This is a genomic window from Novosphingopyxis baekryungensis DSM 16222 (genome assembly GCF_000420305.1).
In the GTDB taxonomy this organism is placed as follows: Bacteria; Pseudomonadota; Alphaproteobacteria; order Sphingomonadales; family Sphingomonadaceae; genus Novosphingopyxis; species Novosphingopyxis baekryungensis.
Window position 1 is genome coordinate 115,801 of sequence record NZ_ATUR01000004.1, and the last position, 19,762, is coordinate 135,562.

General features: G+C 60.0%; 22 protein-coding genes and 1 riboswitch. Of the genes, 11 read left to right on the top strand and 11 right to left on the bottom strand.

All coding sequences use genetic code 11. The features are described from left to right. Positions 1-57: 57 nt before the first annotated feature. A complete protein-coding gene (locus G410_RS15985; RefSeq protein ID WP_342662465.1) occupies positions 58-1,425 on the bottom strand; it encodes a multicopper oxidase family protein in 1,368 nt (455 codons plus the stop codon). On the opposite strand from G410_RS15985, the gene G410_RS18285 reads away from it, so the two are divergent. Continuing rightward, positions 1,315-1,728: a hypothetical protein gene (locus G410_RS18285; RefSeq protein ID WP_245559331.1), complete on the top strand. Its 414-nt coding sequence runs from the start codon at positions 1,315-1,317 to the stop codon at positions 1,726-1,728. The two genes, G410_RS15985 and G410_RS18285, sit on opposite strands and share 111 nt — an antisense overlap. Here G410_RS18285 and G410_RS15995 read toward each other — a convergent pair. Then, the gene (locus G410_RS15995; protein ID WP_022673022.1) at positions 1,701-3,644 is read right to left on the bottom strand and encodes a cytochrome c/FTR1 family iron permease; all 1,944 of its coding nucleotides are present in this window, start codon (positions 3,642-3,644) and stop codon (positions 1,701-1,703) included. The two genes, G410_RS18285 and G410_RS15995, sit on opposite strands and share 28 nt — an antisense overlap. Next, entirely contained in the window at positions 3,641-4,300 is a 660-nt protein-coding gene (locus tag G410_RS0107420; protein WP_022673023.1) for a cation efflux transmembrane domain-containing protein, read from the bottom strand. The genes G410_RS15995 and G410_RS0107420 overlap by 4 nt, the downstream gene beginning before the upstream one ends. An 86-nt stretch (positions 4,301-4,386) precedes the next feature. Here G410_RS0107420 and G410_RS0107425 point away from each other — a divergent pair, with 86 nt between their 5' ends. The 6 genes from G410_RS0107425 (at position 4,387) to G410_RS16000 (ending at position 8,303) form a co-directional block, all read left to right on the top strand. Next, positions 4,387-4,779: a MerR family transcriptional regulator gene (locus tag G410_RS0107425; protein WP_022673024.1), complete on the top strand. Its 393-nt coding sequence runs from the start codon at positions 4,387-4,389 to the stop codon at positions 4,777-4,779. Between the two features lie 169 nt (positions 4,780-4,948). Beyond that, positions 4,949-5,284, top strand: coding sequence for a hypothetical protein (locus G410_RS0107430; protein ID WP_028971191.1), 336 nt, complete (start codon positions 4,949-4,951; stop codon positions 5,282-5,284). 49 nt (positions 5,285-5,333) lie between these two features. Beyond that, positions 5,334-6,100 (top strand): IS5 family transposase gene (locus G410_RS17685; RefSeq protein WP_413840884.1). Its coding sequence is split into 2 segments (ribosomal slippage): positions 5,334-5,655 and positions 5,655-6,100, totalling 768 coding nucleotides; the frame shifts between segments, so codons are not numbered across the junction. Between the two features lie 3 nt (positions 6,101-6,103). Beyond that, entirely contained in the window at positions 6,104-7,012 is a 909-nt protein-coding gene (locus tag G410_RS17975) for a hypothetical protein (protein WP_156851892.1), read from the top strand. A 601-nt stretch (positions 7,013-7,613) separates the two neighbouring features. Next, complete coding sequence (locus tag G410_RS0107445) at positions 7,614-7,958, top strand: DUF3140 domain-containing protein (protein ID WP_022673025.1); 345 nt, start codon at positions 7,614-7,616, stop codon at positions 7,956-7,958. 99 nt (positions 7,959-8,057) lie between these two features. Beyond that, positions 8,058-8,303 (top strand): DUF2061 domain-containing protein, encoded by a 246-nt coding sequence (locus tag G410_RS16000; RefSeq protein WP_022673026.1) that lies wholly within the window; start codon positions 8,058-8,060, stop codon positions 8,301-8,303. 52 nt (positions 8,304-8,355) lie between these two features. Here the strand turns inward: G410_RS16000 and G410_RS0107455 are convergent, their stop codons facing one another. The 4 genes from G410_RS0107455 to G410_RS0107470 all read right to left on the bottom strand — a co-directional run bounded on the left by G410_RS0107455 (position 8,356) and on the right by G410_RS0107470 (position 12,336). Further along, positions 8,356-8,700, bottom strand: coding sequence for a hypothetical protein (locus G410_RS0107455; protein ID WP_022673027.1), 345 nt, complete (start codon positions 8,698-8,700; stop codon positions 8,356-8,358). Positions 8,701-8,939: 239 nt separating this feature from the next. Then, positions 8,940-9,536 (bottom strand): PEPxxWA-CTERM sorting domain-containing protein, encoded by a 597-nt coding sequence (locus G410_RS18290; RefSeq protein ID WP_051137239.1) that lies wholly within the window; start codon positions 9,534-9,536, stop codon positions 8,940-8,942. Positions 9,537-9,986: 450 nt separating this feature from the next. Further along, positions 9,987-11,894 carry a phosphomethylpyrimidine synthase ThiC gene (thiC, locus tag G410_RS0107465; protein WP_022673029.1) on the bottom strand — a complete coding sequence of 636 codons (1,908 nt, stop codon included), beginning with the start codon at positions 11,892-11,894 and terminating at the stop codon, positions 9,987-9,989. A gap of 49 nt (positions 11,895-11,943) precedes the next feature. Beyond that, entirely contained in the window at positions 11,944-12,336 is a 393-nt protein-coding gene (locus tag G410_RS0107470; RefSeq protein WP_022673030.1) for a hypothetical protein, read from the bottom strand. Between the two features lie 55 nt (positions 12,337-12,391). Further along, positions 12,392-12,503: riboswitch (TPP riboswitch) on the bottom strand. A gap of 127 nt (positions 12,504-12,630) precedes the next feature. On the opposite strand from G410_RS0107470, the gene G410_RS0107475 reads away from it, so the two are divergent. Further along, positions 12,631-13,521 (top strand): hypothetical protein, encoded by an 891-nt coding sequence (locus G410_RS0107475; RefSeq protein WP_156851893.1) that lies wholly within the window; start codon positions 12,631-12,633, stop codon positions 13,519-13,521. A 19-nt stretch (positions 13,522-13,540) separates the two neighbouring features. On the opposite strand, the gene G410_RS0107480 is transcribed toward G410_RS0107475, so the two are convergent. The 3 genes from G410_RS0107480 to G410_RS0107490 form a co-directional block, all read right to left on the bottom strand. Continuing rightward, positions 13,541-14,407 carry a MipA/OmpV family protein gene (locus G410_RS0107480; RefSeq protein WP_028971195.1) on the bottom strand — a complete coding sequence of 289 codons (867 nt, stop codon included), beginning with the start codon at positions 14,405-14,407 and terminating at the stop codon, positions 13,541-13,543. A gap of 163 nt (positions 14,408-14,570) precedes the next feature. Beyond that, the gene (locus G410_RS0107485; protein ID WP_022673033.1) at positions 14,571-15,014 is read right to left on the bottom strand and encodes a DUF2141 domain-containing protein; all 444 of its coding nucleotides are present in this window, start codon (positions 15,012-15,014) and stop codon (positions 14,571-14,573) included. Continuing rightward, positions 15,011-15,748, bottom strand: coding sequence for a sterol desaturase family protein (locus G410_RS0107490; protein WP_022673034.1), 738 nt, complete (start codon positions 15,746-15,748; stop codon positions 15,011-15,013). The genes G410_RS0107485 and G410_RS0107490 overlap by 4 nt, the downstream gene beginning before the upstream one ends. A 177-nt stretch (positions 15,749-15,925) precedes the next feature. Between G410_RS0107490 and crtY the strand changes: the two genes are divergently transcribed. After that, positions 15,926-17,083: a lycopene beta-cyclase CrtY gene (gene crtY / locus G410_RS0107495; protein ID WP_022673035.1), complete on the top strand. Its 1,158-nt coding sequence runs from the start codon at positions 15,926-15,928 to the stop codon at positions 17,081-17,083. 2 nt (positions 17,084-17,085) lie between these two features. Further along, positions 17,086-18,654 (top strand): phytoene desaturase, encoded by a 1,569-nt coding sequence (locus tag G410_RS0107500; RefSeq protein WP_022673036.1) that lies wholly within the window; start codon positions 17,086-17,088, stop codon positions 18,652-18,654. On the opposite strand, the gene G410_RS0107505 is transcribed toward G410_RS0107500, so the two are convergent. Further along, positions 18,651-18,992, bottom strand: a complete 342-nt coding sequence (locus G410_RS0107505) for a GIY-YIG nuclease family protein (protein WP_022673037.1) — start codon at positions 18,990-18,992, stop codon at positions 18,651-18,653. The genes G410_RS0107500 and G410_RS0107505 overlap by 4 nt on opposite strands. 89 nt (positions 18,993-19,081) lie before the next feature. Between G410_RS0107505 and G410_RS0107510 the strand changes: the two genes are divergently transcribed. Beyond that, a complete protein-coding gene (locus G410_RS0107510; RefSeq protein WP_028971199.1) occupies positions 19,082-19,663 on the top strand; it encodes an LOG family protein in 582 nt (193 codons plus the stop codon). Positions 19,664-19,762: the final 99 nt, after the last annotated feature.

Consider the following 19,762-nt stretch of genomic DNA (forward strand, 5'->3'; position numbering starts at 1 on the left):
CTTGTAATTGTATGTCCAGATGTTTGTCCCGAATTGGTTTCGAGCCCTCGGCTTTGTTTAGGAGGTGACAACGAATTGCCCCATCATCCCGGCATCTTCATGTTCGAGAATGTGGCAATGATACATATAAGGCAAATCGGGATCGGTATAATCTTCGAACCGCAAGAGTAGCCTTACGGCCTCGCCAGGAAATACCACAACCGTGTCCTTGAGCCCCTGTTCAGCCGCCGCCGGTGCGCGGCCATCCCTGTCGATAATACGGAATTGCACATCGTGAATATGAAATGGGTGCGCCATCATGGAGGCGTTTTCGACCTGCCAGATTTCGGTCGTGCCGACCTTCACCGACTCGTCGATGCGCTGCATGTCCATCGATCTGCCGTTGATTGTAAATCCGCCGCCGCGCATCATGCGCATACCCATGCCCATCTCGAGCACGAAACGGCGCGTGCGTACCGCAGCAGTGGGGTCTATCCGAGGCAATGTGGCGAGCCTGCGCGGCATCGTGATCACTTGGCTCCGGCGCTCGGCAGGACGGATGTCCAATATGGTAAAACGGCGTCGTTCATCCATCATCCCGCCGCCCATCATTCCGCCGCGGCTCTCGCGTTCGCCGTTCATCCAATCGCCCATAGGCCGTTCAGATCCGCGCATGCGGTCCGAACCCATCATGTCCCGGCCCCTATTTCCGCCCATGCCTCTCATGCCCATGTCCATGATTTCCAGACCGTCAGCGACTAGCGAAACCGGCCTGCCATCGCTGACATCGACGATCACCTGCGCGCGTTCTCCGGGGGCGAGGACGACGTTGTCGGTTTGCACGGGCGCCTCGAGCAAACCCCCATCACTTCCGATCTGGTGGAAACTGCGGCCATCATCAAAGCCGAAACGATAAAACCGCGCATTTGAGCCATTGACCAGGCGGAGTCGCAAGCGGTCCGTCTTGGCCTCGAAAACGGGTTCGACCACGCCATTAACCAGCATCGTGTCGCCCATCATTCCCATCATGACGTTGCGCATGCGCGTCGAGTAAATGAAGCTGCCATCGCTTGCGAAAGCACGGTCCTGGATGACCAGCGGTATATCATCGACCCCATAATCGTTCGGAAGGTCGAGCGCTTCGGACGCCTGGTCGCGGACATAGATCATCCCGGCCAGTCCCTGATAGACTTGCGGTCCCGAACGTCGGTGAGCATGCGAATGATACCAGAACATTGAACCACGCTGGCGAACGTCGAATTCCGCGGTCCAGCTGCCCCCTGGCTCGATGGGTTGATGCGGCCCGCCATCGGCGCGCGCCGGCAAATGAAACCCATGCCAATGGACCGTCGCGGTCTCCGAAAGCGCGCTTCGCACATTCATTTGCACACTCTCGCCATCGTGCATCTCAAGCGTTGGGCCAAGAAATGGCTGATTGATACCGATTGTGGGCGTTTCCAGGCCTTCGAAAAAGCGGGATACACCTTCCTGCAGATTAAGATCGAAGGTCCGTACGCCGTCTCGCCGCTCTCCGGCATAAAGCTGTGGTATGGCAAGCGAGGACCCCTCCCCGGTGAAGGGGGAGAATGCTTGACTGCCACCGCCTTGGGAGCGGATTGCGAGACCGCCCAATACAAGACCGCCAGCGCCAAGCGCCATACCGCCAAGAATAGAGCGTCTATTGATCATATCACCTTCCCGAGCCGCGCATGGAAGTTCCTTCAGCCATTCCCGGTTTGGACACGCTGAGCCCGCAGGCTTTTCGTTTTATTGAGCCAGTATGCGAACCCGATGAAGACAACGGTGAGCAGCTGCGCCAACACAGGCTCAAGGGCCGGTGACAGGCCGAGGATCGGGGCGCGAGGCATGCCCGGAAGCGGTGTGATACCGACCAGCCCAGCTTCTTGCAGCCCGGAGATCCCTTTTCCGGCCAGCACGACTGCAAGAATGCCGATCAGGATCGAACTGTAAGCGAAGAAGGTCGAGATCGGTAGTCGCCGACTGTAGCGCAGCATGGCCCAGGCGATGAGCGCGAGGAGCAGGATCGCCGCCCCAGCCCCTGATAAGATCGCTCCGGCCTGCCCTTGCGACCAAAGCGCTGCGAAGAACAAGATGGTCTCGAACACTTCGCGATAGACCACAAGAAAGGCGAGGCCGAACAGGAACCATGCAGAACCGCGCCCCAGCGCCCGCTGCATTGTCTTCTGGATATAGCGTTGCCATTCGCCCGCTTGCGATTTCCCGTGCATCCATATGCCGACCGAAAGCAAAACGAGAGCGGCAAAGAGCGATCCAAACCCTTCGACCAGTTCGCGGCCAGCTCCGCTAATCCCGATAAGGTATGTCGCGGCCGCCCAAGTCAGTCCGCCGGCACCCAGCGCGGCAATCCATCCACCGTGAACGTACCGCAAGACCTCCGTTTTCTCGGCCTTGCGCAGGAATGCGATCATCGCGATCACGATCAGCAGCGCCTCCAGACCTTCACGCAATAAAATCGTGAAAGCACCCAGAAATGCCGCCGTCTCGCTGGCATTGTCGGAAGCGAGCACGGTTTCGGCCCGGAAGAACAGATCGTCGAGCGCGCTTACTTTTTGCGCGACGGTTGCCACCGGCGCTCCCCGGCCAATCGCCGATCTCAGCTCAGCCATGGCGGTTTCGATCGACGCCATAAGTCCGGCATCGCGCGTGCTTAGAACTCCCTCCAGCGGCTCGAAACCGTCTAGGTAGGCGGACAGCGCGAGTTCGCGCGCCTCCTCCACATTCCCCGCCTCATAAGCGGCGAGGCTTTCGCGCAAGCGATCGCGAGCTAAAGTTAACGAGCCTGCTGTCCCTTTCTCTAGGGTTTCGGGATGAGCGCGCAGGAATGCAATGACTGCCTCTGCCCGGTCCGCGCCAATGGCTTCGTTTGCTGCTGCTGGTGTAAGGCCAGACAGGGTCGTCAAATCAGGAATGATTGCACGGATGGACGCGTCTTCAATCCATATCCTTCTTCCGCGCTCCACTTCTGCAAACGCGATGGACCCTGTATGATAGGCTAGGCTCCAGCGGTCCTTTGCAGAGAGTTCCGCAAAACCGGGCATGGCTGTCCCCTCCAGACCCTGCCCGATGACTTGGTAGAGCGCGAAAAGGCTGCGTTCGCGGGCGCGGGCCACGTCATCAAAAGCAATTGGTGCAGGATCGAGGCCATCTGCCGCCGGGCCATCACCGCCACCGGTCATTCCATGACAGCTGGCGCAGAATTGGGCGTACAGAGCGGCACCGCGCGCAAGGTCGGGAACCGTGTCAGGCGCGAGCGGTATGGGATAGGCCCCGATGAGCTTGCTCGCCAGTCTGCGCGCATCGCGCGAAACGATTGCCGGCTCCACCCTCGCGGTAATTGTCTCGGCAAGGCTTCTGGATTCCGAAACGAGTTCGCTACGTCGTGGACCCGCAGGCAGAGCAGTCATGCGCGCGGAGATCGAAGCGGAAAACTCCAGCATTTCGGCATATTCCAGCGCGTTTATGACTTCGCCGTCTTCGACCGCTTCGGCGTAGTCCACTGCGATGTAATCGAGCAGGCGCCAGGTTGTTTGAACCTCGTCCTGTGTCCCTGCAAAGGCAGGCGCTGCGCTTGCAATAGCGCAGAATGCGATGAGACTTGCGACGAGGGCACGCAGTATCGTCACGAAATAGGTACCCCTGCATCTGCGCCATGCTGCGCGTTCAGTTCATCGACTGCCCGACGGACAATAAGGTAAGCCGAGTGCAGGAAGATGAGTGCAATGATCGCCGCTACCATCAGATCGGGCCAGGCCTGCCCTGTCCATGCGACGAGCGCCGCGGCAATTATGACGCCGACATTCGCAACCGCGTCGTTGCGGCTGAAGAGCCAGATCGCCGATACATGGGCATCGCCATCGCGAAATCGCATGAGCACCAGCGCGGCAGCGATGTTGACGACCAATGCCGCGACGGCAATCCCGCCCATCAATCCCGCCTCGGGCGCCACGGCGGTGAGCGAGCGCCAGACTGCGAAACCAATTACACCAAGACCCAGTCCTCCCAAGAAGAGGCCTTGAGTAAGCGCGACCCGCGCCCGTGTCCGGCCACTCCAGGCAAGCGCGAGGATGCCGATCAAGGTGATCGATCCATCACCGATGAAATCGAGCGCGTCGGCCTTCAACGCCTGGCTGTCGGCAAGGAAGCCGCCGAAGGCTTCAATAACGCCAAAACCCAGATTGAGCACGACCACGATCCATAAGGCGCGGCGATAGGCAGGATCATCAGCGGCTCTTTGCGTGTCGCCCGTGCAGCCACAATCGGATGTTTCGGTTTCCGTCATACCACCCTAAGTAGGACCTACAGTAACTGTAGGAGCAAGCGAAAATTGCGAATGGTTCGCGATTTGAGCGTTGAAGGAGAAGGAATATGCTTATCGGAGGCCTTGCAAAGGCGACGGGCACCAAGATCAATACGATCAGATTCTACGAAGAGATCGGTATTATGCCCGAAGCCGCGCGCACTGCGGCAGGCCAGCGGACATACGAGGATCGGGACATAGAACGGCTGTCGTTTATTCGCCGAGCACGCAAATTGGGCTTCTCAATCGGCGAAGCGCGGTCCTTGTTGGAGCTGAAAAACGAGCCGGATGGGGAGTGCCAGAAAGCCGCAGATATAGCGTATCGGCATTTGCACAGCGTGGACGAGCGCCTTGCGGAACTTACGGCACTGCGCGAAGAGCTGCTGCAGATTACGGAGTCTTGTAGGGGCGGCAGTGTGTCAGACTGTGTGATCATCGAGAAGCTCTCGCGACATCGTTAGATATCTCCCCGTCGATTTAACTCGATAAGACGGCCGAGCCCCGTGCCAATTCGGCTCTTGAGTGCCTCGAGGATGAGAATGCTTTATAGATTACCATCGCTATAATTGGTGTACCGCCTAAATCCCAGGCGAGGCTTATAGTTCAAAGAAACAAAGTCGGAGTAGAGCCATGGCTTATCGTGAATTGACCGTTGATGCGTCCCCGCACAGCAGTCTGGTAAAAATACTGAACCGGGTCCGCATGTTGGCTGGTAGGCTCGACGCGCGGGTTTCGGTGGTTTCATATGCATGGCCCCGCTTTTCGGTGTCGGATTTGGTCACACCTAATATGCTATCGGGTGCGGAACAGGAGCGCGCTGTCGAGAAGGAACTGGTGGCGGCACACAGCGCTTTCGACGAGGTATTTGGGTCCGCGAGCGTTACCGCAGAATGGTGTTCGGGCATCGGCAATCCTGACAGAGCCCTTCTAGGCCCTGTTGACAAACTGGATTCACAAACGGGCTGAGTTGTGATTCAAGATAGCTTTTGCGGAGGTTATCTTGGCGCGGTTGCTGATGGAGGATGCGGAGTGGGCATTCTTTGAACCCTTTTTGATGGCGGTGCGTGGGCAAGGCGGTCGGCCTGCCTCCAACCACCGGCTTGTTCTGGATGGCATTTTCTGGATTGCTCGCACTGGTGCTGCCTGGCGTGATCTGCCTGAAGAGTTCGGCAAGTGGTCGAGCGTCTATCGCCAGTTTCGGCGCTGGACCTTGTTAGGGCTGTGGGAGTTGGTGCTCGATGCCCTCAATGACAGCGGCGCGGTGCCAGACAGCGTCCAGATGATCGACAGCACTGTTATCCGCGCGCACCACTTGGCAGCGGGCGCAAAAGGGGGACTCAAAGACAGGGTTTTGGCCGTTCAAAAGGTGGCTTCACGTCCAAAATTCACCTCATTACCAACGCTCACGGCCTCCCTGTCCGGGCGGAAGTAACTGGCGGCGAGGTCTCCGACTTCAAAGGCTTCGATGCTCTGGTGGATGATGACCTACCGACGGCTCGCGTGTTCTTGGCTGACCGGGGCTACGACAGCGACCATATCCGAAGCACCATTGCGCTACGTGGCGGAACGCCGGTGATCCCGGCCAAGGCCAACCGCAAAGAGCCAATACCCCACGACACCGTCACCTACGCGTTGCGAAACCGCATCGAACGGTGCTTCGCGAAGCTCAAATGCTCACGCCGTCTCGCAACCCGATACGACAAAACATCAGCAAGCTACCTCGGCTTCATACATATCGCCGCCGCTCGCCTCTGGACCAATCAGTTTGTCAACAGAGCCTAACTAATGGCAAGTGATGTTGCAAAAGTTTCTAGAAAGATTTACTTTTTTAGGGTTGAGCACTTCGCTGAAATTAGAGAATCGTTACCTGGCGCGTGCGAGCGGATCAGTGGACTTTCGTTTACTGACTCGGGAAGATATCGATTAGATACATTGTCAAAAAATAGGTATGCGCTCTATCCCGATAGCTTGAAGTACCCGCTCAAAATGCGCTTCGGAAAGATAAGGCGAGACGCACTTCCTCAAGTAGAACATGCAGGCGAACTGAGCACTCTAGATATCGATGAGAACGCTGGCCTCGCCGATCTCTCTCACATTACGATATTTGATGATGGCTTTGTCGCGGCCGAGTGGAATTCCGATGGACCAAAGCTTTCACAGTTGACCCCTTACTTTCATGAAAAAGGTCGACTGAACTCCCCGCCAAAATTTCTTACTTTGTTTGAACGAGACATTCTTGAGGTCGTAAGGAAACTTCATACAGTCCGAATGTTAGAAGTAGAGTTGCCGCCCGAGTCAGCCAAACTTGCTAGAGAAGCTGACCACGGGCTCTATGCGGCAATTAAGGCATCTGAAGCGCTAGGTGCGACCAAACGTATCGGTCTAAAACTGACAGCAGATAAAGGGAGCGAAAGACTATTAGAGCTCACAAGACGGCTTGCTAGCTTGGTGAAAAATCGACCGCACGAAGTTAATCGTTTCAACACCATTAGCGCTCGCGGCTATGATGGCAAAAGTCGTACAGCAAGATACATCGATATTCTTCAAAGCAAGATGCTTACGACAGAGGAGTTCGCGAAAAGCAACAGTCGGTCCGCTGGTGTGGATACAGAAGAAGCATACAGATTGTTGCAGAAGGCTTACATAGAGAATATTGATCGCCTTACAGACTCTGCTTTTTCTCGAGATATGTAATGTCTGCTTATCTAAATTGCAGAAGGCGAATAGATGTATTTATACTGATATTATGCGTCTTTTCTGTTTATTTTGCATCGCTTCGATCTTCGATCCCGGTGGATGATCGAGTTTTCCTTTCGGCAGCAACAATATCAGCAACCTTGCTTGGATTCAGCCTCGCCGCGGGGGGCTTCCTGATTGGCAGACTCGACGGACCGCAGTTTCACTTTGTTCGCCGCGAAAAAAGCTTAGAGCAGTTGATCGGGATTCTTCAATCTACGCTGTGGCGCTTTTGCGGGATGATATTTGTCTCACTCATTGCCTTTAGCATGTATCGCCTTGACAAATCGGTAGCACTTTCGTTGTTTTTGGGCTGGCTAATATATTCTTCTTTAGCGCTTATTTGTTTAATCTGGGCCTTAGCTGCAATTCTGCGACTTTCTGCTAAACCACCGCGCTAGTCGACGTTTTATAGGCCCCCTAACTTGCGTGTTTTTATACCTGACGCGGCGCAATTGCGTGCGTGACGAAACGGCGTTGTCGTCTTGTTCGGCACGAAACCTAAAACGGAACCCCTTACACCTCCCACGCCTTCTTGTTGAAACACACAGGAGACCCCATGGCCGACGATCAGGACCGCGACGAGCTGTTCACCACCTTCAACGACAAGGTGAACATGGCGCCCAAGGCACTGGAGGACTGGCTCGATACGGACGAGTCCAAATCGGTCGGCGATAGCGATGGCGGGGAGTCGACCGGGCACAAATCCGGCCGCAAGATCGTCGATATCAAGCGCACCAACAAGGCCGATCTGACGGACGATCAGTGGGACTGGATGGCCAAGGTGGTGGGCTATATCAACCGCCACTGCGCGCAGGTGCCGGATGAGCCGGAGGGATCGGACTGGGCGTACAGCCTCAAAAACTGGGGCCATGATCCGATGAAGGAGGATGGCTGCGCGTGACGCAGCGTGCCGGAACGGGGATGTTGATCGCCCCAATCGATCAGTAAAAGCATGTTTGATCGTTTCCGCCGATGCCGATGCGGCGCTAGGACGGTGGACATGCAGCGCAATCTCTCCAAGACCCTCAGCTTCCTCGCCCTCCATCTGATCGTGGGGTTCAGCGTGGCCTATGCCTTTACCGGCTCCTTCGCGCTGGCCGGCGGCATCGCGCTGGTCGAGCCGCTGGTGAACGCGGTGGTGTTCTTCTTCCACGAACGCGCCTGGGAGGAGGGCAAGCGGCCCGCGATCCTCGACATCATCCTGCACCGCCACGGCGCAGAGGAACGCTCGACCCCGCCTGCGTGATGTCGAGCGCGGTCTGGAGTCGCCGCCCGCTCAGCTTGTTAAAGGCGGCGTTTCAGCCTTTGCTCTCGTCGATGCCCCCGCCCGCAATCCGCCGATGCTCGTCCACGCTCCTGCGCATTTCGCGGGCTTGCAGGTGCAGCGCCTGGTTGCTCATGCGGATTTCGCGGCTTTGCTGGTAAAAGCCCAGGACCAGCCACAGGAAGGCGAGCGGGCTGGATACGCCGCCGAGGAAATCGCCCAGCTCGTTCATTTGCAGATCGGCCGGGTTCTGGCCCTGTATGATCAGATAGACGATCAGACCCAGCACATAGAGCGCGGAGAGCACCAGGCCGATCAGCGGCAGGCGGCGGCGTTCGCGCCGGTCGTTCAGAATGTCTGCCGCTGCGCTATCGCTCATATCCCCGCCCTGTTCCTCGATGCCCTGTGACCGCCGGCATCCTCGCGCACAGAAAGCGGCGCGTCCACGGCTTTGTCGATCGCGCCGCCGAAGCAGGGCGGGCTATCGGCTATCGCAGGCGTGCCAGGGCGCGGTCATGCGGTCTGGAAAGGCGAGCCCGGAAACAGCGAAGCCCCGCCACTTTCGTGACGAGGCCTCCATGATATAACGGACATTGTCATCCGCAAAGAAGACTGGGCTCAGGCGTAGCTGACCGAAACATTCTGACGTTTGCGCTGACGCATCGCGCCGCCAACGAAACCGAAGCCCAGAAGCATCAGGGCCCAAGTCGCCGGCTCAGGAACCGCACCGGCGATTGCCGGCTCGTACGTTACTGTAACCGTACCACCCGTATAAATGGCATCAGCAAAACCAGGGTCATCGTCGAAGTCTTCGAAAAACTCCGCAAATACCAGACCGTCACTGCCGGCGAAAAAGTCCAGTCCTTCCCCAACCAGATCGAGGGAGCCCGCATAGCTCGAACTTCCCGCGAAATCGTCACCCGGACCCCAGGTCAGAATGACGCCGTCGAGGGCCGTGCTGTAAAGGCCAAGCTGCGCTTCTGAAAGCCAACTAAGGCCGAAGGTAGTGAGCGACAAATTCCAGGCCACGTTCGTTACCTGCGCGCCTGCGCCGATATCGTACGAAAAAAGCGCGTTGCCAGGCTCAAACAAGCCATCAACACTCGGCACGTTGTTAACGTCGATAACAAATTCAGCCGCATTCGCTGCGCTGGGAACCGCAAACATCAGCGCCGCCGCGCCCATGGCTGCCGTTTTTTTCACCAGGCTCGTCATATCAAATCCCCTATTATGTGACTTGGCGTGAACTCCGAACTCGAGAAATCGATTCATCAATGGTTAACTTTTGCTTAAGAGTCAAGTCTTCGCAGCCCCACGGATCGCTGCGTGCCACTTTAGACAGTCAAGTTCGAACGTTCGACTCCGCTGCCGCAATGGAAGCGACTGCCTTCCACTGCTGACAAAAGCAGGCGTGCATGTTCGCTCAGATACAGTAGCTGCTGCGCCAAGATGTCCAAGACAAGTCCGTCAGATTTTTGTATATTTCAGGGAAGGAGGCCCCAATTTGTTGAGCGCCTTCAGTCAGCCCGGTTACGCTCGGCAGTCTGTTTCCTGTCCCCACGCCTTCGAACGGGCCCGACCAGCAGACTGCATCGGGCAACGAAAAAGGCGGCGCCTTATGGCACCGCCTTTTCTTTGTCTTCTCGCCTTTGCAGCTTCGCGTGATCAATCCTTCGACGCGGCTTCCACCTCGTCTTCGGGCAGATAGAGATGCTCGCCCTTGGCTTTGTAGAGCTTGCTCATCTCTTCCATGCCTTCCTCGTTCGCATCACGCTCGGCAGGGCTGTTTTCGCCTTTCAGGTCCTCGGCGGCCAGATAGCTGTCGCTGTTCTGCTTCGCCGCGAAATCGCGCACTTCCTGGCTGATCTTCATCGAACAGAATTTCGGACCGCACATCGAGCAGAAATGCGCCGTCTTGGCGCCTTCTGCCGGTAGCGTCTGGTCGTGGAACTGCTCGGCGGTGTCCGGGTCGAGCGAGAGGTTGAACTGGTCGCGCCAACGGAATTCGAACCGGGCTTTGCTCAACGCATCGTCGCGCACCTGCGCAGCCGGGTGGCCTTTCGCCAGATCGGCGGCATGGGCGGCGAGTTTATAGGTGACCACACCCACCTTCACATCGTCGCGGTCCGGCAGGCCGAGATGCTCCTTGGGCGTGACGTAGCAGAGCATCGCCGTGCCATACCAGCCGATCTGCGCTGCGCCGATGCCGCTGGTGATATGGTCATATCCCGGCGCGATATCGGTGGTGAGCGGCCCGAGCGTGTAGAACGGGGCTTCGCCGCAGCTTTCCAGCTGCTTTTCCATATTCTCCTTGATCTTGTGCATCGGCACATGGCCGGGGCCCTCGATCATCACCTGCACATCCTGTTCCCAGGCGCGCTTGGTCAGCTCGCCCAGCGTATACAGCTCGGCGAACTGCGCTTCGTCGTTCGCGTCGTAGATCGATCCGGGGCGCAGGCCATCGCCCAGCGAATAGGCGATGTCATAGGCCTTCATGATCTCGGTGATCTCGTCGAACCGCTCATAGAGGAAGCTCTCCTTGTGGTGGGAGAGGCACCATTTGGCCATGATCGATCCGCCGCGGCTGACGATGCCGGTCATGCGCTTGGCCGCCATGGGCACATAGGGCAGGCGCACCCCGGCATGGATGGTAAAATAGTCCACACCCTGCTCGGCCTGCTCGATCAGCGTGTCGCGGAACACCTCCCAGGTCAGATCCTCGGCCACGCCACCGACCTTTTCCAGCGCCTGATAGATCGGCACGGTGCCGATCGGCACGGGGCTGTTGCGGATGATCCATTCGCGCGTGTCGTGGATATTCCGGCCGGTGGAGAGGTCCATCACCGTGTCCGCGCCCCAGCGGATCGACCAGACCATCTTGTCGACTTCCGCCGCCACGTCCGATGCGACCGCGCTGTTGCCGATATTGGCGTTGATCTTGACCAGGAAATTACGCCCGATCGCCATTGGCTCGGACTCCGGATGGTTGATATTGTTGGGGATGATGGCGCGGCCACGAGCGATTTCGTCGCGCACGAATTCGGGCGTCACATAATCGGGGATCGACGCGCCGAAGCTTTCGCCGTCACGCTTATATTCCTTCAGGCGCTCCCGGCCCAGATTCTCGCGCTCGGCGACATATTCCATTTCCGGCGTGATGATGCCTTTGCGGGCATAGTGCATCTGGCTGACATTCTGCCCGGCCTTGGCCCGCAGGGGCCGCTTCACCACCTTGGGGAAGCGCGGCACACCGCCGGAGCGATCGGGGCCGAGCTGGCCATTGTCTTCCGGTTTCAGCTCGCGGCCATCATAGGATTCCACATCGCCGCGCGCCTCGATCCAGTCCCGCCGCAGCTGGGGCAGGCCGCCATGAATATCGATGATCGCGCTGTCATCGGTATAGGGACCGGACGTGTCGTACACGCGCACCGGGGCCTCGCCGCCCTCCAGATGGATCTCGCGCATCGCAACCTTGATGCCGCTGCCGGACTTGGCGGCGACATGGACCTTTTTCGATCCGCGAATGGCGCCGGTGGTGACGCCGATTTCGGTCTTTGCGGGTATGTCTGCCATGGTCTTGGGTCCTTCGATCAGAAAGTCAGAATGAGTGTAAAGATGCGCATCACACGCGCACCGCGCCGGCCAGAAACAGCGCCAGGCCGATGGCCACGCTGGCCCCCGGGCCGATACGCCCGGCCTTTTCCAGCAGGCGCCAGGCGAAGGGGATCACCCGGTCCGGCACAGCGAGCAGCAGCAGCCCCTCCACCGCGGTCAGCCCGCCAAGAATGCCGAGCACGAAGCTCAGCCAGTCATTCCCGTACATCGGATTGGCCAGATAGATCAGCGCGCCGATGGTGATGCAGAGCAGCCCGGTGAGATATTGCAGCGCGCGGCTGCCCTCCAGCTCGTCCAGCAGCCGTTCCCAGCCGCCCGTCTGCCGCCATTCGCCAAAACCGGCGGCCACGGCATAAAGGCCGATGAAGATCGCGCTCCAGGCGGTGATCTGTTGGTTCATCTGCAAAAGGCCGCCTCCATATCATGTCGGATGGCGGGGGCGGACGGGGCATTCGGGCCCCACGCCGCTCCCTCCCTCCGCCCGTATTACCGGGATCAGGTTCGACGGGTCGCGGGCTATTCCGCTCTCAACCGGCGTTCACGCGCACGGCTCCCCGGGGATAAGGGGTGACAATAGAGCGCGTCGTAGCGATAGTCCAGCGGAGCGCTTGGCGATGGTCATCGAATGCACCTTCTCGCCACAGAAGCTCGGACGGCCAATCGGCTTGACACCATCAGAAGGCGGGGAGGCCTTATGAACCGATTAAAAACCATCATGGTCCAAACTGCGGCAGCAATGTTTTTCATAGGCACCGCGGCTCAGACTGCAGCGCAAGATACTGGGCCGAAGGAACAAAGCGCTTCCGGCCCGCAGAATGAAGACATCGTCGTGCAGGGCGAAAGCAAAAATTCGCTGCGCGATCTTCTGGAATCGGTACTGGCCGAAGCGCGCGACGGCCAGATGGCCCGCTTTGCCGCACCGATCTGCCCGCGCGCCTTGGGCTTTCCCACCACTTATGGACCAACAATTGAGCAGCGTATCCGCCGGGATGCCAAGAAAGCGGGCCTGAAAACAGGCGGGGCTAAATGCACCGGCAATCTGATCGTGATCGTATCGGACGATCCACCGGCTTTTCTATCTTATGCTTTTAAAACCGTGCCTGGCATGTTCGACGCTCTGACGCATGCCGAACGCAATGCGTTGTTTGCCAACACCGGGCCAAGCTGGGCTTGGCAAGCGGTGGAAGCCGTCGACTCCTATGGGCAGCCGGCTGATATCGCCGGACAAACTAAGATGCGAGCATCACGAATTGGCTTGGAAGGGCGGCAGAATTTCAGCCTGAGCTTTGTGGTGATCGATGTAGGCGCGATCGAAGGGCTCACGCTCCAGCAGCTCGCAGATTTTGCGGCGATGCGAACGTTGGCAAAAGTTCGAAACGAGGCGACGCGAAGCCAACGACCCGACAGTATCCTTGGACTGTTTGCGCTCCCGGATAAGAAACGGCCCGAAGAGATTACCAGCGGTGACCTTGCCATGCTGCGCGCGCTTTATGCCACGTCGCCATCACTCAGTGCCAAACGGCAACGCGCGGCGATGGAGCGCCAAATGAAGCGTGAGGAGGAAAGCGGCGCCGGGGAGAACTGAAGGCCCCCCGGCGTTTATCTTAAAACGTATAACCCAGGCCGACGCCGCCGATGAACTGGTCTGCGCTGCCGCGGATGCTCGTGATGGGGCTGTTCTTGGCATCGCCGAACAGGCGCGAATAGCCGGCCAGGGCGAACAGCGCGAAGCCGCCGTCGGTGATGTCGCCATTCAGATCATAGGTGAACAGCGCATTCACGCCGGCGCTCTTGAAGCCGCCTTCTGCCTGATAGCTTGGCAGGCCGCTGGCGATGGAGCCAGCCGGGCTCACCGAGAAATAATAGTCGTTGAAATTATCGTCGACATGATCGGCGCTGACCGAGAGCACGACCGCCGCGCCGCGGCTGACCGGGGTCAGGAAACTGACCGTTGGCGTGATGATGCGGCCCTTGTGCGCGCCGGCCACGTCCCACACCACGTCCACGGTGGCGGACAGCGTGTCATAGGGCGTGATGACGCCGCTATACTGGATGCCGGCCTGGCCGCCCAGCTCGATCGCGGTGTCCAGCTCGCCGAGCCGCTTTATCACATCGTCCTTGATCTGGCGTGTGCGGTTCAGGCGCACGCGCGCGACGGGGCCGAGCACGAAGCCGATCTTGGCATCGCTGGGATCGTTGATCAGATCCGCGCCGATGCCGGTGCCCTTGGGCTGGAAATTGATGCCGCCGATGCTGCCGGCCGCGGCGGGCACGGGGAAGAACACATAATCGTCCGAGCCTTCATAGCTTGGGCTGACGGCAAGGCCTGCGCCGATGGTCACCCAGTCGCCGCCATAGACCGTGTCCTCCACCGCCGGAATATCGGAGGGCGATGCGCTTGCCGTCTGGGCGGCTGCAGGTACGGAGAGGGCGGCAGCGGCCAGGCCGGCAAGAAGAAGGGGCAAGCGCATAATGATCGGAATCCTGATTGAAATGTCGGGCGGACAATAGCCGATAGGGCGATTGGTTGCGATTGGCCGACGCGCCGGGTGCACGATCGTCACGCAGGTGCGGCTTTTGGGCAACTTCCACCTGCGCGCTCTGTTCGGGCCGCGCCTGCCCCGCGCACGCAGATCAGAGGAAATATTGCATGCGGACCGTCTGCGCATGCGGCGCGGACGCGATGGTCAATGCCACCCGATCGAAACCGGGCGGGCCGAAGGTGACGCGCGGATTGCGGGAAAAACCGATGCCCTCCTTCGGAATGCCGGCAAAGGTATCGAGCCGGTCGTTCGCATTCTCGTCATGATGGGCGGACACCGCATAGCGCGGCTGGGTGAGGCCCTTCACGGTCAGGCTGGGCCGTCTGGCAGATACGGTCAGGAAACGCTTGTCCGGATCGTTCGAGCAATCGGGGAAAAAGGCCGGGTCTGCGGTGATGCAGATCAGCAGATTGCCCTTGGCGGACCGCAGATTGGTAAAGCTGAGCTCCAGCGCGTCATCGCCCGCTGTCGTGACCGGCGCCGCGCCAGTGGCGAACGCCAGCAGCGCAGCGCCCAGGGCCAATCGCGCGATCATGCCGCAGACTTCCGGAAGGCGCCCAGGCCCTTGTCGGTGCCGCAGACCCGGTCCCAGAAGCGGAAATAGAGGCCGTAATTGCAGTTGTACCGCTCATGATGGCGCTGGTGATGGCTGGCGGTGATGGTCCAGCGGCCCAGCGGCCCCTCGGTCCACCAGCGCGGAAACATTTCCCAGCCCATATGGTTGGTCACGCCCATCAAGGTCATGATGCCCAGCACCAGACCCAGCACCGCGACATGGATCGGCACCAGGAACACCAGCGCCGGGATCACCACCGCGCCGGTGAGCGCCTCGATCGGGTGGAAGCTCATCGCCGCCCAGGCGGTCGGCGGGCGGCTGTCATGATGCACGGCATGGGCGATCCGGAACCATTTGGGCTGATGCATCCAGCGATGCGTCCAGTAAAACCATGTGTCATGCGCGAACAGATAGACGAACAGCGACAGCGGCAGATACCAGAGCGGATAGGCTGTCACATCGCCATAGATCGCGGTCCATCCGCGTTCCTGCCAGCCCCACATCACCACGCCTGCCGGGATGCCATAGATGGCCGCGCTATAGAGCGACCAGCGCACCTCCCGCCCCATTTGCGGGCGCATGCCATGGTAAAGACCGGGCCGCACACGCTGGGTCAGCCAGGCGAAAGCGCCGCTGGTGGCCAGATAGCGCAGGCCCACGATCAGCGTCATCGCCAGCGTGGAGGCGATCAGGGAGAGGATCAGCGTCGTCATTGCGGCTCTCCTTACGCGATCGATCTGAACGGGTCATGATTTTTGTGCGCGGCTTGCCCCTGACCGCGCTTGCCGCTTCAATAGCCGAGCAAAAATCGTGGCTTATCGGTGGACAACGCGTGCAGATAAGCAACAGGCGGGATTCACAAGTCTGTCATGCTGGTCTAAGCCGTCCGCATGCTTGAGAAACGCACCTGCGATCTGGCCATTATCGGCGGCGGCCTGGCCGGCGGCCTGATCGCGCTTGCGCTGCGCCGGCAGCGCCCGGAGCTGGAGCTGCTGCTGATCGAAAGCGGCGAGACCTTTGGCGGCAACCATATCTGGAGCTATTTCAGCACCGATGTCGCGCCCGAGCATCGCTGGCTGACCGCGCCGCTGGTGACCCATGGCTGGAGCGGGCACGAGGTGCGCTTTCCGGGCCATAACCGCACGCTGCCCGATATCTATTATTCGATCGAGAGCGACCGCTTCGATCAGGTGATCCGCGAACAATTGCCGGAGCGGATGCGCGTGACCGGTGTGGAGGTGGCCTCCGCCACCCCCACCGCCATCGCGCTGAAGGGGCATGGCCGCATCCGCGCTGGCGGCGTGATCGATTGCCGCGGCCCCGCCGATACGCAGGCGCTGGATTGCGGCTGGCAGAAATTCGTCGGCCAGCTGGTCGAGCTGGAACAGCCCCATGGGCTGACCCACCCCATCATCATGGACGCTACGGTAGAGCAGAAAGATGGCTATCGCTTCGTCTATTGCCTGCCCTTCACCCCCACCTCCATGTTCGTGGAAGACACCTATTACAGCGACAAGCCGGATCTGGACCGGCGGCGGATCGCGCAGCGGATCGGCGAATATGTCGATGCGCAGGGCTGGACCATCAGCCGCACGCTGCGCGAAGAAACGGGCGTTCTGCCGGTGGTTCATGGCGGCAATCTGGCGGATTATTGGAAGGCTGGCGGAGAGCGCACCGCCAAAGCCGGCGCGCGGGCGGCCCTGTTCCACCCCATGACCAGCTATTCGCTGCCCGATGCCGTGCGCACCGCCATGGCCATTGCCGAGCTGGACGATTTTTCCGGCGATGCGCTGCATCATTTCAGCCGCAAGCTGGCGGGCGAGCACTGGCGCGATGGCGGCTTCTACCGCCTGCTCGGCAAAATGCTGTTTCTGGGTGCGCAGCCCAAGGAGCGCTATCGCCTGTTCGAACGCTTCTACCGTCTGAGCCCCGAGCTCATCACCCGCTTCTACGCCGGCCAAAGCACCGCAGCCGACAAAATCCGCATATTGTCCGGCAAGCCGCCCATACCCATATCACGGGCTCTGCGGGCAATTTTGGGTAAATAGGTATGGCGACGACGATAGCTCCACGGGCAGGCGCCCAGGATCCGCGCGAGCCCGATCTGTTCGGCGCGCAGGCCCGCCCCGCCCCCACCGGCAAGACCGCGATCGTGATCGGCGCAGGATTCGGCGGTCTGGCACTCGCCATTCGCCTGCAGTCCGCCGGTATCCAGACCACGCTGGTCGAGGCGCGGGACAAGCCGGGTGGCCGGGGCTATTATTGGGAGCGCGAGGGTTTCGTCTTCGATGCCGGCCCCACCGTGATCACCGATCCCGATTGCCTGAAGGAACTCTGGTCGCTCACCGGCGCGGACATGGCGCGCGACGTGACGCTGGAGCCGGTATTCCCCTTCTATCGCCTCAACTGGGTGGACGGCACCAATTTCGATTATTCGAATGACGAGGCCAAGCTGAACGCGGAAATCGCCAAGCTGAACCCGGACGATGTGGCAGGCTATGCCAAGTTCCTGGACTATAGCGCAGGCGTGTTCGAGGAAGGCTATGTGAAGCTGGGCCACAAGGCGTTTCTCGATTTCCCCAGCATGATCAAGGCCGCGCCGGCACTGATGAAATATCAGGCCTGGCGCTCGGTCTATTCCATGGTCAGCAAGTTCGTGAAGAACGAGAAGCTGCGCGAGGCGCTGAGCTTCCATACGCTGCTCGTCGGCGGCAATCCCATGACCACCAGCGCCATCTATGCGCTGATCCACAAGCTGGAAAAAGACGGCGGCGTCTGGTTCGCGATGGGCGGCACCAACCGGCTGATCGCCGGGATGGCCGCGCATTTCGAGCGGATCGGCGGCACCATGCGGCTGGGCGACCCGGTCGAGCATATCGAGACGATGGGCGACCGCGCGACGGGCGTGACCACCAAGAGCGGCTGGCATGGCGATGCCGATGCGGTGGCGAGCAATGCGGACATCGTGCACAGCTACAAGGATCTGCTGGGCAAATCCCCGCGCGGGCAGAAGGCGGCCAAGAAGCTGGCGAAGAAGAAATATTCGCCGTCGCTGTTCGTCGTGCATTTCGGCATCGAAGGCCGCTGGCCGGGCATTCCGCACCACATGATCCTGTTCGGCCCGCGCTATGACGGGCTGCTCAAGGACATCTACGATCACGGCGTGCTGCCGCAGGATTTCTCGATCTATCTGCACCACCCCACCGTCACCGATCCGTCGATGGCGCCGGAGGGCTGCTCCACCTTCTACGCGCTGGTGCCGGTTGCCCATATGGGCAAACTGCCGATCGATTGGGACGAGGCCGGGCCGCTCCTTGAAAAGCGCGTGCTGGACGAAGTCGGCCGCCGCCTGATCCCCGATATTCATGAGCGGATCGTGACCAAGTTCCATTATGCGCCGCCGTATTTCGCGCGCGATCTCTCCGCGCATCTCGGCAGCGCGTTCAGCCTGGAACCGGTGCTGACGCAAAGCGCCTATTTCCGCGCCCACAACCGCGACGACCAGATCGGCAATCTGTATTTCGTCGGTGCCGGCACGCATCCGGGCGCAGGCATCCCCGGCGTGGTCGGCAGCGCCAAAGCCACCGCAGGGCTGATGCTGGAAGACATGCTGGTTTAGCGTTTAACAGGCACCGGGCCTTCATCCGTTCGGGCTGAGCCTGTCGAAGCCTCGTCCTTCCCTCTGGACTTGGCCAACCGGCTTATCTCCTTCCAGTCGCCGCGAATCAGCGCCTTTTTCTTGGCGCGGCTCCAGCCCTTGATGCGCCGTTCCATCGAAAGCGCTTCATATCGCGTCGGGAAGTCTTGCGCCCAAACCAGCTTTACCGGTAGGCGGTCCGCCGTGAAACCGGGGATCGAACCGGCATGGTGCTGGGCCATGCGGTTTTCCAAATCGCCGGTATCCCCGGTGTAATATTGGCCACCATGGCAATGGAGCATATAGGTCCAGAACGCCATGGTCCTGTCCTGAGGCCGACCTTGATCAAAAGGAAGGACGACCCTTCGACAGGCTCAGGGCGAACGGAGAGAAGAATTTGCCAAGAGAACTGAAAAGCCTGGCCGTCTATTGCGGCTCCGCCACCCCTTCCGATCCCATCTATATCGATACCGCCCGCCAGGTCGGGCGCGCGCTGGCGGAGCGGGGCATTCGCGTGGTCTATGGCGGCGGACGGCTGGGCCTGATGGGCGCGGTGGCCGATGCCGCGCTGGACGCAGGCGGCGAGGTGATCGGCATCATTCCCGAGGCACTGGTCGGCAGCGAAGTGGCGCATCGCGGCTGCACGGAGCTGACCATCGTGCCAGGCATGCACGCGCGCAAGCAGGCCTTCACCGATCTCAGCGACGGTTTCGTCACCCTGCCCGGCGGCGTCGGCACCATGGATGAGCTGTGGGAAGCGATCAGCTGGGCGCAGCTGGGCTATCATGACAAACCCGTCGGCCTGCTCAATGTCGGCGGCTTCTATGACGAACTGATCGCGTTCAACCGCCGCATGATCGACACCGGCTTCATCCGCGCCCAGCATGCCGGCATCATGGTGCAGGCCGAGGAGATCGGCGCGCTGGTCGACAAGCTTGCCGCTTACGAACCGCATCGCACCATCTTCCAGATGAAGGCGGATGATTTGTGAACGAATTCCGTCATTGCGAGGAGCCGAAGGCGACGCGGCAATCCAGAGCGGATGCAGCGCTGCGCAAGCCCTGGATTGCTTCGGCCTCGCGGCCTCGCA